This is a genomic window from Pseudomonas sp. KK4 (genome assembly GCF_001984065.1).
Classification (GTDB): domain Bacteria; phylum Pseudomonadota; class Gammaproteobacteria; order Pseudomonadales; family Pseudomonadaceae; genus Aquipseudomonas.
This window is the reverse complement of the sequence record NZ_LYVP01000072.1, coordinates 1-14,193: the sequence shown is the minus strand read 5'-3', so window position 1 is coordinate 14,193 and position 14,193 is coordinate 1. Positions and strand designations below refer to the sequence as shown.

16 protein-coding genes and 2 tRNA genes are annotated in these 14,193 nt (G+C 59.0%); 6 read left to right on the top strand and 12 right to left on the bottom strand.

Annotation, left to right across the window (positions count from 1 at the left end; all coding sequences use genetic code 11):
- Window positions 1-9: 9 nt before the first annotated feature.
- The 5 genes from clpX to B0W55_RS20740 all read right to left on the bottom strand — a co-directional run bounded on the left by clpX (window position 10) and on the right by B0W55_RS20740 (window position 4,031).
- Window positions 10-1,293 carry an ATP-dependent Clp protease ATP-binding subunit ClpX gene (gene clpX, locus B0W55_RS20760; RefSeq protein ID WP_007946893.1) on the bottom strand — a complete coding sequence of 428 codons (1,284 nt, stop codon included), beginning with the start codon at window positions 1,291-1,293 and terminating at the stop codon, window positions 10-12.
- 112 nt (window positions 1,294-1,405) lie between these two features.
- Window positions 1,406-2,041, bottom strand: coding sequence for an ATP-dependent Clp endopeptidase proteolytic subunit ClpP (gene clpP / locus B0W55_RS20755; protein ID WP_017339698.1), 636 nt, complete (start codon window positions 2,039-2,041; stop codon window positions 1,406-1,408).
- A 93-nt stretch (window positions 2,042-2,134) separates the two neighbouring features.
- Window positions 2,135-3,445 (bottom strand): trigger factor, encoded by a 1,311-nt coding sequence (gene tig / locus B0W55_RS20750; RefSeq protein WP_077047788.1) that lies wholly within the window; start codon window positions 3,443-3,445, stop codon window positions 2,135-2,137.
- A 401-nt stretch (window positions 3,446-3,846) separates the two neighbouring features.
- Window positions 3,847-3,922: transfer RNA gene (locus B0W55_RS20745), tRNA-His, on the bottom strand.
- A gap of 32 nt (window positions 3,923-3,954) precedes the next feature.
- Window positions 3,955-4,031, bottom strand: a tRNA-Arg gene (locus tag B0W55_RS20740).
- Window positions 4,032-4,306: 275 nt separating this feature from the next.
- Between B0W55_RS20740 and folD the strand changes: the two genes are divergently transcribed.
- Together folD and pbpG are read left to right on the top strand one after the other, a co-directional pair.
- Entirely contained in the window at window positions 4,307-5,161 is an 855-nt protein-coding gene (gene folD, locus B0W55_RS20735) for a bifunctional methylenetetrahydrofolate dehydrogenase/methenyltetrahydrofolate cyclohydrolase FolD (protein WP_077047787.1), read from the top strand.
- 238 nt (window positions 5,162-5,399) lie between these two features.
- Complete coding sequence (pbpG, locus tag B0W55_RS20730) at window positions 5,400-6,338, top strand: D-alanyl-D-alanine endopeptidase (RefSeq protein ID WP_077047786.1); 939 nt, start codon at window positions 5,400-5,402, stop codon at window positions 6,336-6,338.
- Window positions 6,339-6,380: 42 nt separating this feature from the next.
- Here pbpG and B0W55_RS20725 read toward each other — a convergent pair whose 3' ends face one another.
- From B0W55_RS20725 to B0W55_RS20715, 3 genes are all read right to left on the bottom strand, one after another.
- Window positions 6,381-6,596, bottom strand: a complete 216-nt coding sequence (locus B0W55_RS20725; protein WP_077047785.1) for a hypothetical protein — start codon at window positions 6,594-6,596, stop codon at window positions 6,381-6,383.
- A 29-nt stretch (window positions 6,597-6,625) separates the two neighbouring features.
- Window positions 6,626-6,832 carry a DUF6021 family protein gene (locus tag B0W55_RS20720; RefSeq protein WP_077047784.1) on the bottom strand — a complete coding sequence of 69 codons (207 nt, stop codon included), beginning with the start codon at window positions 6,830-6,832 and terminating at the stop codon, window positions 6,626-6,628.
- A gap of 89 nt (window positions 6,833-6,921) precedes the next feature.
- Window positions 6,922-7,650, bottom strand: a complete 729-nt coding sequence (locus B0W55_RS20715; protein ID WP_077047783.1) for a hypothetical protein — start codon at window positions 7,648-7,650, stop codon at window positions 6,922-6,924.
- 167 nt (window positions 7,651-7,817) lie between these two features.
- On the opposite strand from B0W55_RS20715, the gene B0W55_RS30845 reads away from it, so the two are divergent.
- Window positions 7,818-7,985 (top strand): hypothetical protein, encoded by a 168-nt coding sequence (locus tag B0W55_RS30845; RefSeq protein WP_371807285.1) that lies wholly within the window; start codon window positions 7,818-7,820, stop codon window positions 7,983-7,985.
- 70 nt (window positions 7,986-8,055) lie between these two features.
- Here B0W55_RS30845 and B0W55_RS20705 read toward each other — a convergent pair whose 3' ends face one another.
- Both B0W55_RS20705 and B0W55_RS20700 read right to left on the bottom strand, forming a co-directional pair.
- Window positions 8,056-8,805, bottom strand: coding sequence for a TerC family protein (locus B0W55_RS20705; RefSeq protein WP_077047781.1), 750 nt, complete (start codon window positions 8,803-8,805; stop codon window positions 8,056-8,058).
- 28 nt (window positions 8,806-8,833) lie between these two features.
- The gene (locus tag B0W55_RS20700; RefSeq protein WP_077047780.1) at window positions 8,834-9,076 is read right to left on the bottom strand and encodes a hypothetical protein; all 243 of its coding nucleotides are present in this window, start codon (window positions 9,074-9,076) and stop codon (window positions 8,834-8,836) included.
- Between the two features lie 145 nt (window positions 9,077-9,221).
- Between B0W55_RS20700 and nhaR the strand changes: the two genes are divergently transcribed.
- Window positions 9,222-10,121 carry a transcriptional activator NhaR gene (gene nhaR / locus B0W55_RS20695; protein ID WP_077047779.1) on the top strand — a complete coding sequence of 300 codons (900 nt, stop codon included), beginning with the start codon at window positions 9,222-9,224 and terminating at the stop codon, window positions 10,119-10,121.
- Here nhaR and B0W55_RS20690 read toward each other — a convergent pair.
- Complete coding sequence (locus B0W55_RS20690) at window positions 10,108-11,268, bottom strand: MFS transporter (RefSeq protein WP_077047797.1); 1,161 nt, start codon at window positions 11,266-11,268, stop codon at window positions 10,108-10,110. The two genes, nhaR and B0W55_RS20690, sit on opposite strands and share 14 nt — an antisense overlap.
- Before the next feature lie 275 nt (window positions 11,269-11,543).
- Between B0W55_RS20690 and sstT the strand changes: the two genes are divergently transcribed.
- Complete coding sequence (gene sstT / locus B0W55_RS20685; RefSeq protein WP_077047778.1) at window positions 11,544-12,764, top strand: serine/threonine transporter SstT; 1,221 nt, start codon at window positions 11,544-11,546, stop codon at window positions 12,762-12,764.
- Window positions 12,765-12,846: 82 nt separating this feature from the next.
- Here the strand turns inward: sstT and B0W55_RS20680 are convergent, their stop codons facing one another.
- Window positions 12,847-13,356 carry a DUF1993 family protein gene (locus B0W55_RS20680; protein ID WP_077047777.1) on the bottom strand — a complete coding sequence of 170 codons (510 nt, stop codon included), beginning with the start codon at window positions 13,354-13,356 and terminating at the stop codon, window positions 12,847-12,849.
- 137 nt (window positions 13,357-13,493) lie between these two features.
- Here B0W55_RS20680 and B0W55_RS20675 point away from each other — a divergent pair, with 137 nt between their 5' ends.
- Window positions 13,494-14,141, top strand: a complete 648-nt coding sequence (locus tag B0W55_RS20675; protein WP_077047776.1) for a YceH family protein — start codon at window positions 13,494-13,496, stop codon at window positions 14,139-14,141.
- Window positions 14,142-14,193: the final 52 nt, after the last annotated feature.

Sequence of the window (14,193 nt, the reverse complement as noted above, 5' to 3'; positions counted from 1 at the left end):
GCGTGACGCTTAAGCGTCTGGCGCGGCCTTGGCAGCAGGCTCACTGTTTTCGTAGATATACAGTGGCTTGGACTTGCCTTCAATGACGCTTTCATCGATCACTACTTTACTCACCTCGGACTGCGAGGGGATTTCATACATAGTGTCGAGCAGCACACCCTCGAGAATCGAACGCAGACCACGAGCACCGGTTTTACGTTCCAGCGCGCGCTTGGCGACCGATTTCAGCGCGTCGGCCCGGAATTCCAGGTCCACGCCTTCCATCTCGAACAGCTTGGCGTATTGCTTGGTCAAAGCATTTTTTGGCTCGGTGAGAATCTGCATCAACGCAGCCTCGTCAAGCTCGTCCAGCGTGGCGAGGACCGGCAGACGGCCGACAAATTCCGGGATCAGACCGAACTTGACCAGATCGTCAGGCTCGACTTCACGCAGGGACTCACCGACTTTCTTGCCTTCTTCCTTGCTGCGCACTTCTGCGTTGAAACCGATGCCGCCCTTGGTGGAACGGTTTTGGATAACCTTTTCCAGACCGGAGAACGCACCACCGCAGATGAACAGTATGTTACGGGTGTCGACCTGAAGGAATTCCTGCTGCGGGTGCTTGCGACCGCCTTGTGGCGGAACGGAAGCGACCGTGCCTTCGATCAACTTGAGCAGGGCCTGCTGCACGCCTTCACCGGAAACGTCCCGGGTGATCGACGGGTTGTCAGACTTGCGCGAGATCTTGTCGATCTCATCGATGTAGACAATGCCCATCTGGGCCTTTTCCACGTCGTAATCGCACTTCTGCAGCAGCTTCTGAATGATGTTCTCGACATCTTCACCCACGTAACCCGCCTCGGTGAGGGTGGTTGCGTCGGCGATGGTGAACGGAACGTTCAGCAAACGGGCCAATGTTTCGGCAAGCAGGGTCTTACCCGAGCCTGTCGGGCCGATCAGCAGGATGTTGCTCTTGCCGAGTTCGACGTCGTCATTCTTTTTGTCACGCTGATTCAGGCGCTTGTAGTGGTTGTACACCGCTACGGCCAGAACCTTTTTCGCACGCTCCTGACCAATCACATACTGATCAAGGATGCCGCTGATTTCTTTGGGCGAAGGCAATTTATGCGCGCTGCTTTCGGCCTGGGCTTCCTGCACCTCCTCGCGGATGATGTCATTGCACAGGTCGACGCACTCGTCGCAGATAAAGACCGAGGGGCCGGCAATCAACTTGCGTACTTCATGCTGGCTTTTGCCACAGAAGGAGCAATAGAGCAGCTTGCCGTTGTCCTCGCCGTTGCGGGTGTCAGTCATTCGTTCGATCCAAATCCGATAGGCTTGCAACACAAGATGAAGGCTATTGCGGGCTTTTTCAAGCCCGCTGGTGATCAGACAAGCCGACCAAGCCTATTTTGAGCCGCTTATTTTAAGCTGGGCGCTGGGTGATCACTTCGTCGATCAAGCCATATTCACGCGCAGCTTCTGCACTCATGAAGTTGTCGCGGTTGGTGTCGCGCTCGATTTCTTCGAGTGTGCGCCCGCTGTGCTTGGCCATCAGCGTGTTCAGACGCTCGCGAATGAAGAGGATTTCCTTGGCGTGGATTTCGATATCCGACGCCTGGCCCTGGAAACCGCCCAGTGGCTGGTGAATCATCACGCGCGAGTTCGGCAGGCAGAAACGCTTGCCAGGGGCACCGGCTGTCAGCAGGAATGCACCCATGCTGCAGGCCTGACCGATGCAGGTGGTCGACACGTTGGGTTTGATGAACTGCATGGTGTCGTAGATCGACATGCCCGCTGTCACCGAACCGCCCGGGGAGTTGATATAGAGATGGATGTCCTTGTCCGGGTTTTCCGCTTCAAGGAACAGCAGCTGCGCACAGATCAGGTTGGCCATGTAGTCCTCTACCGGACCCACCAGAAAGATCACTCGCTCCTTGAGAAGACGCGAGTAGATGTCGTAGGCGCGTTCGCCTCGGGCAGACTGCTCGACAACCATCGGGACCAGGCCGCCTGCGGCCTGGATATCAGAGTTCTGCTGAATATACGAATTACGGAACATGCTCTGCAGTCACTCCCAAATAGTTATGTCTTGAATACGCATAAGCCAGCACGAAGGCTGGCTTATGGTGTGTACTTCTTAACGCAGCAACAATCAGTCGGCTTGTGGAGCTTCTACCGGCTTGACCGCTTCTTCGTAAGAGACCGATTTGTCGGTCACGCTAGCTTTCTGCAGAACAGTATCCACAACTTGCTCTTCCAGCACAACCGAACGGACTTCGTTCAGTTGCTGGTCGTTCTTGTAGTACCAGGACACCACTTGCTCAGGCTCTTGGTAAGCCGACGCCATTTCCTGAATCATTTCGCGAACGCGAGCTTCGTCAGGCTTGAGGTCGTACTGCTTGACCACTTCAGCCACGATCAGACCCAGCACGACACGGCGCTTGGCTTGCTCTTCGAACAGTTCGGCCGGCAGCTGGTCAGGCTTGATGTTGCCACCGAACTGCTGAACAGCCTGCACGCGCAGACGGTCGACTTCGTTGGACAGCAGGGCTTTTGGCACTTCGATCGGGTTGGTGGCCAGCAGACCGTCCATAACCTGATTCTTGACCTTGGATTTGATCGCCTGGCGCAGTTCGCGCTCCATGTTCTTGCGAACTTCGGTGCGGAAGCCTTCCAGACCGGTTTCCTTGATGCCGAATTGAGCGAAGAACTCTTCGGTCAGCTCAGGCAGTTTTGGTTCGGAAACGGTGTTCACGGTAACGGTGAACTCGGCGGTCTTGCCAGCCAGATCGAGGTTCTGATAGTCCTCAGGGAAGGTCAGGTTCAGAACGCGCTCTTCACCAGCCTTGGCGCCAACCAGGCCATCTTCAAAGCCAGGGATCATGCGGCCGGAACCCAGAACCAGCTGGGTACCCTTGGCGGAACCGCCGGCGAACACTTCACCGTCGACCTTGCCAACGAAATCGATGTTCAGTTGGTCTTCGTTCTGAGCAGCACGATCGGCCACTTCGAAACGGGTGTTCTGCTTGCGCAGGATTTCCAGCATCTTGTCCAGATCGGCATCAGCCACGTCAGCGCTCAGGCGCTCTACGGTGATACCTTCGAAACCGGCAACGGTGAACTCAGGGAACACTTCGAATACGGCAACGTATTCCAGGTCCTTGCCTGCTTCCAGGGATTTAGGCTCGATCGAAGGCGAACCAGCCGGGTTCAGCTTTTGCTCAACGACTGCTTCGTAGAAGGAAGACTGGATCACGTCGCCTACCGCTTCCTGGCGAGCTTCAGCGCCAAAACGACGCTTGATTTCGCTCATTGGCACTTTGCCTGGACGGAAGCCAGCAATCTTGGCCTTTTGGGCAGTCTGCTGCAGACGCTTGTTGACCTGAGTCTCGATGCGCTCAGCCGGCACGGTGATGCTCATGCGGCGCTCAAGAGCAGAAGTATTTTCAACAGAAACTTGCATGGATATTCCTCGTTGCACAGACGTTAGCCGGCCGTTTCCGACCCCAGAATCAAGGGCATGCATTCTAGTGGGTCAAACTCAAGAAGTCACCCTACTGAAAACGGGTAAAAACGCAGCAGGCAATTTATAGGTGCGAATGCACGGATGCACCTCGCCCCGGTGGCAAATACAGCCAATCACGCCAGGGCTCTGCGCCAACCTCTCTATATATAGAAGAGGTGGCCAATCATCCCCCTGACAGCCGATCTTGCGAGCAAGTCCGGCGGGCGGCGCGGCATCATCGAGAAACATAAATACGACGAAATGCCCCGCCCTGCGACCCGGTACCCGCAGTCGCCGAATACTCAAACCGCTGAAACAAAAAAGGCGCCAGACTGTTAAATCTGGCGCCTTTCGGAATATGGGGTGGACGATGGGGATCGAACCCACGACAACGGGAGTCACAATCCCGTGCTCTACCAACTGAGCTACGCCCACCATATCGCGCTACTTGTGCCAAAGCTGCCTAATGGCGCACCCGGCAGGACTCGAACCTGCGACCATCCGCTTAGAAGGCGGATGCTCTATCCAGCTGAGCTACGGGCGCCTTATTAATCTGTACTCTTGGAGGACTACAAACTAAGTGCTTTCCAGCCTCGCAGAACCTTGATTCCGCTCGACCTTCTTAACCAGTGCTAGGCTGTGCCCGACAAGTGCGACGAATAGTATAGAGCGACCTGTAGGGCGTCAAATCCTTTTTAAAAAAAATTCATTTAATTAAAGGGGTTAGGGGAATTTGCAGACCAAGCGCCTTTGCCCTCACCGCATGACATGCGAGAATGCGTTCTCTTTTTTTCCCCTCTCGATGGTTAATCACGCGCAATGACTGCACAACTAATCGACGGCAAATCGATCGCCGCCAGCCTGCGCCAGCAGATCGCCCAACGCGTCAACGAGCGTCGCCAGCAAGGCTTGCGCACGCCAGGCCTCGCGGTGATCCTGGTCGGCAGCGATCCTGCCTCTCAGGTTTATGTCTCGCACAAGCGTAAAGACTGTGAAGAGGTCGGCTTCCTTTCCCAGGCCTACGACCTGCCTTCCGAAACCACTCAAGAAGCGCTGACCGAGCTGATCGATCGTCTCAACGACGACCCGGCGATCGACGGCGTTCTGCTGCAACTCCCTCTTCCCGAGCACCTGGATGCGTCGAAACTGCTTGAGCGCATTCGTCCGGACAAAGACGTCGACGGCTTCCATCCTTATAACGTCGGCCGCCTGGCCCAACGCATTCCGCTGCTGCGTCCGTGCACACCCAAGGGCATCATGACCCTGCTGGAAAGCACCGGTGCCGATCTGTACGGGATGAATGCCGTGGTCGTCGGCGCCTCCAACATCGTTGGCCGGCCAATGGCGATGGAATTGTTGCTGGCCGGTTGCACCGTGACCGTCACTCACCGCTTCACCAAGGACCTGGCCGGCCACGTCGGTCGTGCCGACCTGGTGGTCGTGGCCGCCGGCAAGCCTGGCCTGGTCAAGGGTGAGTGGATCAAGGAAGGCGCGATCGTGATCGACGTCGGCATCAACCGCCAGGAAGACGGCAAGCTGGTCGGCGACGTGATCTACGAAACCGCCCTGCCCCGCGCCGGCTGGATCACTCCGGTACCGGGCGGCGTAGGCCCGATGACCCGCGCCTGCCTGCTGGAAAACACGCTGTACGCCGCTGAAACCCTGCACGGCTGAAACCCGTTGCAGCGTCAACCAGCGAATCAAGGAACCCCGCCCATGGCGGGGTTCTTTTTTGCCCGAGAAACGGGCATGACCATCCGCCGGAAAATGTCTTTTTTTTCATCTTTCCAACGACTTTCACCCCACCCTCGAACAACCATCGACAGTTATTCAGCCATACTCCAGAATGTCGCGCTTTTTATGAAATAGCCCGTTACATAACGGCGTATTAACATTTTATGAGTCTGCCAGCGTGAAAATCCGTCTTTCCATCCTGAGCCTATTTTTTGCCGTTACAGGGACTTTCATCACGCCTATTGCCAGCGCTGGCGAAACCACCGCCGCGCCTCGAGACACCGCCCAACTCAAGATCGCTTCCGGCAGCGCACTGCTGATGGATCTGCAGACCAACAAAGTCATCTACGCCAGCAACCCCGACGTGGTTGTTCCCATCGCGTCCGTGAGTAAATTGATGACCGGCCTGGTCGTGGTAGAAGCCCGCCAGAACATGGATGAGTACATCAACATCAACATCAGTGACACGCCGGAAATGAAGGGCGTGTTCTCCCGGGTCAAGCTCAACAGCGAAATGCCGCGCCGGGAAATGCTGCTGATTGCCTTGATGTCATCGGAAAACCGCGCCGCCGCCAGCCTCGCGCATCACTACCCGGGTGGTTATGCCGCCTTCATCGCCGCGATGAACGCCAAGGCCAAGGCCCTGGGCATGACCAACACCCACTTCGTCGAGCCCACCGGCCTGTCGCCACGCAACGTGTCGACCGCTCGCGACCTCAGCAAGCTGTTGATTGCCGCGCACAAGTACCCACTGCTGACCGAGTTGAGCACCACCAAGGAAAAAACCGTGTCGTTCCGCAAGCCCAACTACAGCCTGGGTTTCCGTAACACCGACCACCTGATCAACAAGGCCAACTGGAACATCGAACTGACCAAGACCGGTTTCACCAACGAAGCGGGCCACTGCCTGGTGCTGGTCACCCACATGAGTAACCGTCCGGTAGCGCTGGTGATCCTCGACGCCTTCGGCAAATACACCCACTTCGCCGATGCCACGCGCATTCGCAATTGGGTGGAAACCGGCAGAAGCGCTGACGTGCCTTCCGTTGCCTTGCAATACAAATCTGAAAAGAACCTCAAGCATCGCCAAAGCGGTGTGATCGAAGCCTCGAAATAAAGCGCAAAAAAAGCCCCGATTAATCGGGGCTTTTTTTGCCAGTCAATCATTGGGCAGCGGCATCTGGTCGTCGTCGGGAATACCATCCCCTTTGCTCGGATCATTCCACCCTTTCGGATGTTCCCCCGGCGCCACGGCAGGTCGGGCCAGTGGATCGCGCATCGGGCTGTCCGGATCCATCACCGGATCGACAGGCTCTTCAGGGGTGGTCGGGACGTTCTCCGCACGTTTGTCGTTGAAGCTCGAATCGGTAGACATAGGCACCTCGATTCAGCACTTGAAGGGATTCAGGGTTTGAGATCACCAAGGGGGTCGTAAGGTTTCGCCGGCGCCTTGGGATCATCACCCGGTTTCACATCCTTGGGTGCCTTGGCGGGACCGACCGGGTCGACCTGCGGGTCAGCGAGGTCCGGCGAATCGGGATCGAAACCCGGGTCATCGCCGGATGAATGCTCGGACGAGTGCGGACCGACGGGGGTAGTGGAATGAGCCATGGACACCTCCTGTTCACGGCCCGAAAACCCGGGCCATGTCCTTCAGATGCCTGCAACACCCGACGGTGCCCGAGAAATGACGAACGGGCTTACTGAGAAGACAAAGCCTTTTTCGCCCTCGCCGCCGCCTGCTCCTGGCCGGCCTGGGCCAGATCGTTCGCCGCCTTGAGCCAGCGCTGCTGATCGACTTCGGCCGGAATCTGCGTCGGCGCCTGAATCAGCACCGCCCAGCCACCAGCGTCCTTGAACGACGACTCGAACGAACTGAAGCTCATCATCAAACGCTGATCCATCCCCGCGCGCAGCAGCACCGTCTGCTTCTGACGGTTATAGCCTGACAGAATCGCGTAACGCGGCTCCGCCCACAACGCCGAACCCTCGGTGAAGCGCACCATCACTGGATACCCTGCCGCTACCTGGGTCAACAAGGCGGGTAGATTGCTGTCCAGCGGATAGACCATCATTCCGTATTCACGCGCCAGGTTTTGCATGTTCTGCTGCAACTGAGCCTCCGCGCCTGGCAAGTGCAAAGGTTTGTCCAACAACCCCGGTGTGATCACGATGCCCTGTTGAGACAACATACTCGCCAACACCTGCGGCCCGCTTTGGTTGGCCACGCCACGGTAGAACCTGCCAGTGAGCTCGACCCGCTCGGGCAGCCGCTTGATCTGCGGCGCAACGCTCCCCGCGCAGCCGGCCATTCCCGCCACACAACCCGCAATCAGCGCCACCGATAGAATCCGAGAAATAGCCCGCACCATCATCACTCTCTTGTTCAGACGCCGGGCAATCCACTTCCCGGCTTGGCCGTCGATCATAGGACGCCCGGCGACGGCGGTATAGCCTTAACCGTCAGTCAATTGCCTTCGATAGAGCAAACGGGTTGGTCCGTGTCGACCTTTGGTCAATAGCCTGAAACACGGCAGCGACTAGACTGTCACTTGCAAGGTGTGCGTGCCCGATGCAGGGCAAAGAGGAGGCATCGATGAGCCTGACAATGACGATCGTGATGTTGATTTCCGGCTGGCTGGCCGTTGCCACCGCCATGTTGTGGGGGGTGCTGCGCATTGCCCGCCGTCACCACCACCCCGCTCAACCGACACCCCAAGCGAAAACCGATAAAGCCGCCGTGCGCCACGCCACTGCCCACTGACAGATACGCTCAATAAAAAAGGCCGCCTGCACTCCTTCGAGTACAGGCGGCCTTTTCATTCAGCGCAGGGTCAAGCCTCAGCAGCTACCCGTTTCTGCTTCGCCCGGCGGGACATCATGTTCAGCACCTCAATGGCCGCCGAGAACGCCATCGCCGCATAAACGTAGCCTTTAGGTACATGGGCGCCGAAGCCTTCGGCGATCAGCGTCATGCCGATCATGATCAGGAAGCCCAGGGCCAGCATCACCACCGTCGGGTTGTCGTTGATGAACTTGGCCAGGGGATCAGCCGCCAGCAACATCACCAGTACCGACACCACCACCGCGATGATCATGATCGGCAAATGCTCGGTCATGCCGACAGCGGTAATGATGCTGTCGATGGAGAACACCATGTCCAGCATCAGGATCTGCCCGATCGCCGCAGCAAAGCCCAGGGTCACAGTGGACGTGGCGGTCTTCGGATCTTCAGGGGCCGGGTCCATGCTGTGATGGATCTCGGTGGTGGCTTTCCACAGCAGGAACAGGCCGCCGGCGATCAGGATCATGTCCTTCCAGGAGAACGCGTGGCCGAGAATCTCGATCACCGGCGCCGTCAACTGGACGATGAACGCGATGGTGCTCAGCAAGCCCAGTCGCAGGATCAACGCCATGCCGATACCGATACGCCGCGCTTTCTGACGGTGCTGCTCGGGCAGCTTGTTGGTCAGGATAGAGATGAAGATCAGGTTATCGATGCCCAGCACGATTTCCATCACCACCAGGGTGGCCAGGGCGACCCAGGCGGTAGGGCTTGCAGCAAGTTCTAAAAGGTATTCCATGGGTCAGTCCTGACTCGTTTAAGACGGTTTAGATTTCCTGGGAAGACGATTCGGATTTCTCCGAGTCTTTTTCCGACGATTCTTTTTTGCTGATCAAGCCGCCCGTGGCTTCGCTCAGGGCCTGTTCGGCAGCCTTGTGGGTGTCGTCGATGGCCTGTTTGGCACTTTCGGCGGCCTTGCCCATCAGTTGCTGAGCGCTCTTCTCGGCCTGATCACAACCGGCCAGAACCAGTAAAGACGCAATCAGTAGAGCCGTGGTTTTAACCTTCATGATGTTTTCCTCGATAGAACAAACGGTGCCAATACCATGGCCCGTTGATAGCGACGCATTCTAGAGAGGCGAACACTTCAGGAAAATTCGTATTTTTAGCGGTTATACTTCGATTTTTACGAATCCAGAAAAAGAACGCAGACCCATGCTCAATTACCGACAGCTGCATTATTTTTGGGTGGTGGCCAAGACCGGCAGCATCGTGCGCGCCTGCGAGCAACTGAACCTGACGCCCCAGACCATCAGCGGGCAGATCACCCTGCTCGAACAGACCTACGGCATCGAACTGTTTCGCCGCGTCGGTCGACAGCTGGAGCTGACCGAAGCCGGCCGGCAGACCCTGCCCTACGCCGAACAGATGTTTCAGCTGGGCGGCGAACTGGAGTTGATGCTGCGGGCCCAGCCCAACGAGCAGCAGATTCTGTTTCGCGTGGGAGTGGCCGACGTGGTACCCAAGTCCATCGTCTATCGCCTCATCGCACCGACCATGGAATTGAGCGAGCCGCTGCGCATCACCTGTCGCGAAGACAAGCTCGAACGCCTGTTGGCCGATCTGGCGATCCAGCGCCTGGACCTGGTGATTTCCGACAGCCCGATGCCCTCGCACCTGGACATCAAGGGCTACAGCCAGAAACTCGGCGAATGCGGAATCAGCTTCTTTGCCACCGCTGAACTGGCAGCGCGGTACGGTCAGGATTTCCCGCGCAGCCTGCAGGGCGCGCCGCTGCTGATTCCGGGGCCGGAAACCGTGGTGCGCAGCCGCTTGCAGCGCTGGTTCGCCGAACAGCAGATCCAGCCGCAGATTGTCGGCGAGTTTGATGACAGTGCCTTGATGCAGGCCTTCGGCCAATCCGGCAGCGGGATTTTCATCGGCCCGAGCGTGATCGCCGATGAAGTGAAACGCCAGTGCGGCGTGGAGCTGATCGGCCAGACCGAAGCGGTGAGCGAGTCGTTCTACGCCATCTCCGTGGAGCGCAAGGTCAAGCACCCCGGCATTGTCGCCATTACCGAAGGTGCCCGACGCGAGCTGTTTACGACGCTGTAGCGATGTCCCGGGGCTTGAAGGTCATCAGCGCGATGGCCAACAGGATCGACGCCAGAATGAACGCGGCGGCGGCAAAGCCCAGGCCTTGCAGGCCGACGCTGTCGATCACCCGGCCGCCGACCATCGCCCCCAGCCCGATGCCGAGGTTGGCGCCGGCGATGTTCAGCGATGCGGCGAACGCCGGCGCCTCAGGCGCGGCCTTCATCAAGCGCACGTGGCTGACCAGGAACAATGCAGCCTGGGTGATCCCCCAAATACCCATCGCCGCCGCCAGGCCGAAAGGCGAATGAATGTTCGGCACCAGGGCCACCAGCCCGGCGATCATGAAGGCGCAGAACATCATCGAGGCCATCAGCGGGTGCCGATCCACCGCACGCCCGCCCAGCGAGTTGCCGATCAAGCCGACCGCGCCGAAGCCCATCAGGCACCAGCCCACCACCGAGCCGTCGAACCCGGCCAGGCGTTCGAGGATGTCCGCCAGGTAGGTGTAAGCGGTAAACATGCCGCTGAACACCACGATCGACAACAGCACATGCCCCACCATCAACGGGCTGCGCAGGATCTTGAATTGCGAACGGAAACTGACCTGGTGCTGATGCAGGCTGGTCTTGGGCAAGTAGATAAACAGCAGCAACGCCTTGGCGAACGCGATGAAGGCCAGGATCGCGAACGCACTGCGCCAGCCGAACGCATCGGAAATCAGTGTGCCCACCGGAATGCCGAACACCGTGGCGCAGACGATGCCGAAACCGATCTTGGCGATGGCGCGACCGGCATGGTCAGGCCCGACGATGTCCACCGCGGTTTCGCTGGCCAGCGCCCAGAACACCGGCAGGCCCAAGGCCGGGATCAACCGGGCGAAGGCCATCACCCAGATATTCGGCGCCAACGCCGCCAGGGTGTTGGCCAGACCGAACATGATCAACACCGAGATAAACAGCTTGCGCCGTTCGAAGCGGGCGAAATACGCAGTGAGCAATGGCCCGAACGCGGCAACGGTGAAGGCGAACAGGGTCACCAGCAACCCTGCTTGCGGGATGCTCACCTGCAGGTCACGGGCGATGGCCGGCAACAGGCCGACGATGATGAATTCCGTGGTCAGCACGGTAAAACCGGCGGCCGACAACAGAAGAATAGGCAACAACAGCATGCAGAACTCCAGAAAACGACAACACCAGCGATAGCCCGAAGGCCCACTGGCAGACTTGAAAATGAGGATGGCGAAGCTTAACAGAGTGTGTCGTAACCCGGTTGCACGAACCTGCAATTCGCGTTCGACACCCGGCGGCAGATCGTCACAGGGCTCCGGCTTCGAAATGACGCTGTGATAAAGTCCGCGCCCCGCGAAACGTTCGTACTGCTCATCGGCCATTTTCCGGCGCCGATGGCGTGATCCCCCCGATAAAATCAGAGATGTCGTTTATGTCTGCTGCATCCCCTTCTCTTCTGCAACGCCTGAAACGCCTGAGCCTGGTCACGCAAATCCTGATCGGCCTGATCGCCGGCGTGGCCCTGGCCCTGTTCGCACCCGACGTGGCGAAGTCCACGGCGTTCATTGGCAAAGTGTTCGTCTCGGCGCTCAAGGCCGTCGCGCCGATCCTGGTGTTCGTGCTGGTCATGGCGTCCATCGCCAACCACAGGCACGGCCAGGAAACTCACATCCGGCCAATTCTGTTTCTATATCTGCTGGGCACGTTCGCCGCCGCCGTGGTCGCAGTGGTGGCCAGCATGATGTTCCCGTCGAGCCTGGTGCTGTCTACCCAGGATGTCGCGGTGACGGCGCCGGGCGGCATTGGCGAAGTGCTGCAAAGCCTGCTGCTGAGCGTGGTCGACAACCCGGTCAGCGCGCTGATGAACGCCAACTTCATCGGCATCCTGGCCTGGGCCATCGGCATGGGCATCGCCATTCGCCACGCCGGCGACACAACCCGCGAGGTGCTCGGCGACCTGTCCAACGGCGTGACCGTGATCGTGCGTCTGGTCATCAGCTTCGCCCCGCTGGGAATCTTCGGCCTGGTGTCTTCAACCCTTGCCACCTCCGGGTTCGGCGCCTTGATTGGCTACGCGCACCTGCTGGCGGTGCTGCTGGGCTGCATGCTGTTCGTGGCGTTGGTGATGAACCCGTTGATCGTGTTCTGGAAGCTGCGCCGCAACCCTTATCCACTGGTACTGATGTGCCTGCGCGAGAGCGGCATCACCGCGTTCTTCACCCGCAGCTCGGCGGCGAACATTCCGGTCAACCTGGAACTGAGCAAGCGCCTGGGCCTGCATGAAGACACCTATTCGGTGTCGATTCCGCTGGGCGCGACCATCAACATGGCCGGCGCGGCGATCACCATCACGGTGCTGACCCTGGCCGCCGTCCATACCCTGGGCATTGCCGTGGATATCCCAACCGCGATTCTGTTGAGTGTGGTGGCGGCGATCTGCGCCTGTGGTGCCTCGGGTGTGGCCGGTGGCTCGTTGCTGCTGATCCCGCTGGCATGCAGCCTGTTCGGCATCCCGAGCGAAATCGCCATGCAGGTGGTGGCGGTGGGTTTCATCATCGGCGTGTTGCAGGACTCGGCAGAGACGGCGCTGAACTCCTCCACCGACGTGCTGTTCACGGCGGCGGCTTGTCTGGGTGAAGAACGTCTGGCCTGACACCCGGCCACGGTCGGAACATGACCCATGAAAAAGCCCGCCAAGGCGCGAACCTTGGCGGGCTTTTTTGCATCCGGACGGTTTAGAACGCGCCCATGAAATCGCGCTTGCCCACTTCCACGCCGTTGTGGCGCAGCAGTGCGTAGGCGGTGGTGACGTGGAAGAAGAACTGCGGCAGGCCGTAGCTCAGCAGGTAAGCCTGGCCACTGAAGCGCTTCTCTTTAGGGGTGCCCGGACGGGTCACGATCTCGATGCCTTCCTTGCCATTGATCTGCTCGGGCTTGATATCGCCGATGTAGGCCAGGACTTTGCTGAGCAAGGCCTGCAACTCGGCGAAAGTGGTTTCGGTGTCGTCGTACTTCGGCACTTCGACTTCGGCCAGACGCGAGGAAACGCCTTTGGCGAAATCCACGGCGATCTGTACCTGACGCACCAGCGGGAACATGTCTGGGTACAGGCGCGCTTGCAGGAACGCGTTCGGGTCGATGTTTTTTTCAGTGGCGTGGGCTTCGGCCTTCTTCAGCACATCGCTCAGGGCGGTGAGCATTTGCTTGAAAACAGGAACGGAAGCGTCGTACAGGGCAATGGTCATGGCAGTCTCGTGTGGTGACAGGAGGAAACGTCGGCCGATTATAGCCATGCTGGCGCCTCCTGCGGCTTGTCTTTTCTTGCGCAAGGATTAGGCTAGGCGGCTTCGACGGCATGCTTCGATGCATAGGGAAAAGCGCGATGAGTACTGAGTCAGAAACCACCCTCGACGAACCACGCCTGAGCAGCACGGAAATCCGCATCCTGGGTTCGCTGATCGAGAAGCAGGCCACCAGCCCGGAAACCTATCCGCTGACCCTCAACGCCCTGGTGATTGCCTGCAACCAGAAAACCAGTCGCGAACCGGTGATGAACCTGACCCCGGGCCAGGTCGGCCAGAGCCTGCGCGCCCTTGAAGGGCGCGGTTTCAGCAAACTGGTGATGGGCAGCCGCGCCGATCGCTGGGAGCACAAGGTCGACAAGGCGCTGGAACTGGTGCCGGCCCAGGTCATCCTGACCGGGTTGATGTTTTTGCGCGGCCCGCAGACGGTCAATGAACTGCTGACCCGCAGTGGGCGCATGCATGAGTTCGAGGATGCCGAGCAGGTGGTGCATCAACTGGAACGCTTGATTGCCCGCGGTCTGGCGGTGCTGATTCCGCGACAGGCTGGCCAGCGTGAAGACCGCTATACCCATGCACTGGGCGATCCGGCGGATATCGAAGCGATCCTCGCCGCCCGGCAAAACCCGGTTGAGCGTGGCGGTGGCAGTGGGGTTTCGGTGGAGCGGATCGAAGAGCTGGAAGCGCGGATCGCGGCGCTGGAAGAGCGATTGGCACGCCTGGAATAACCTGACGACACCGATCCAAATGTGGGAGCGGGCTTGCTCGCGAAAGCGGTGT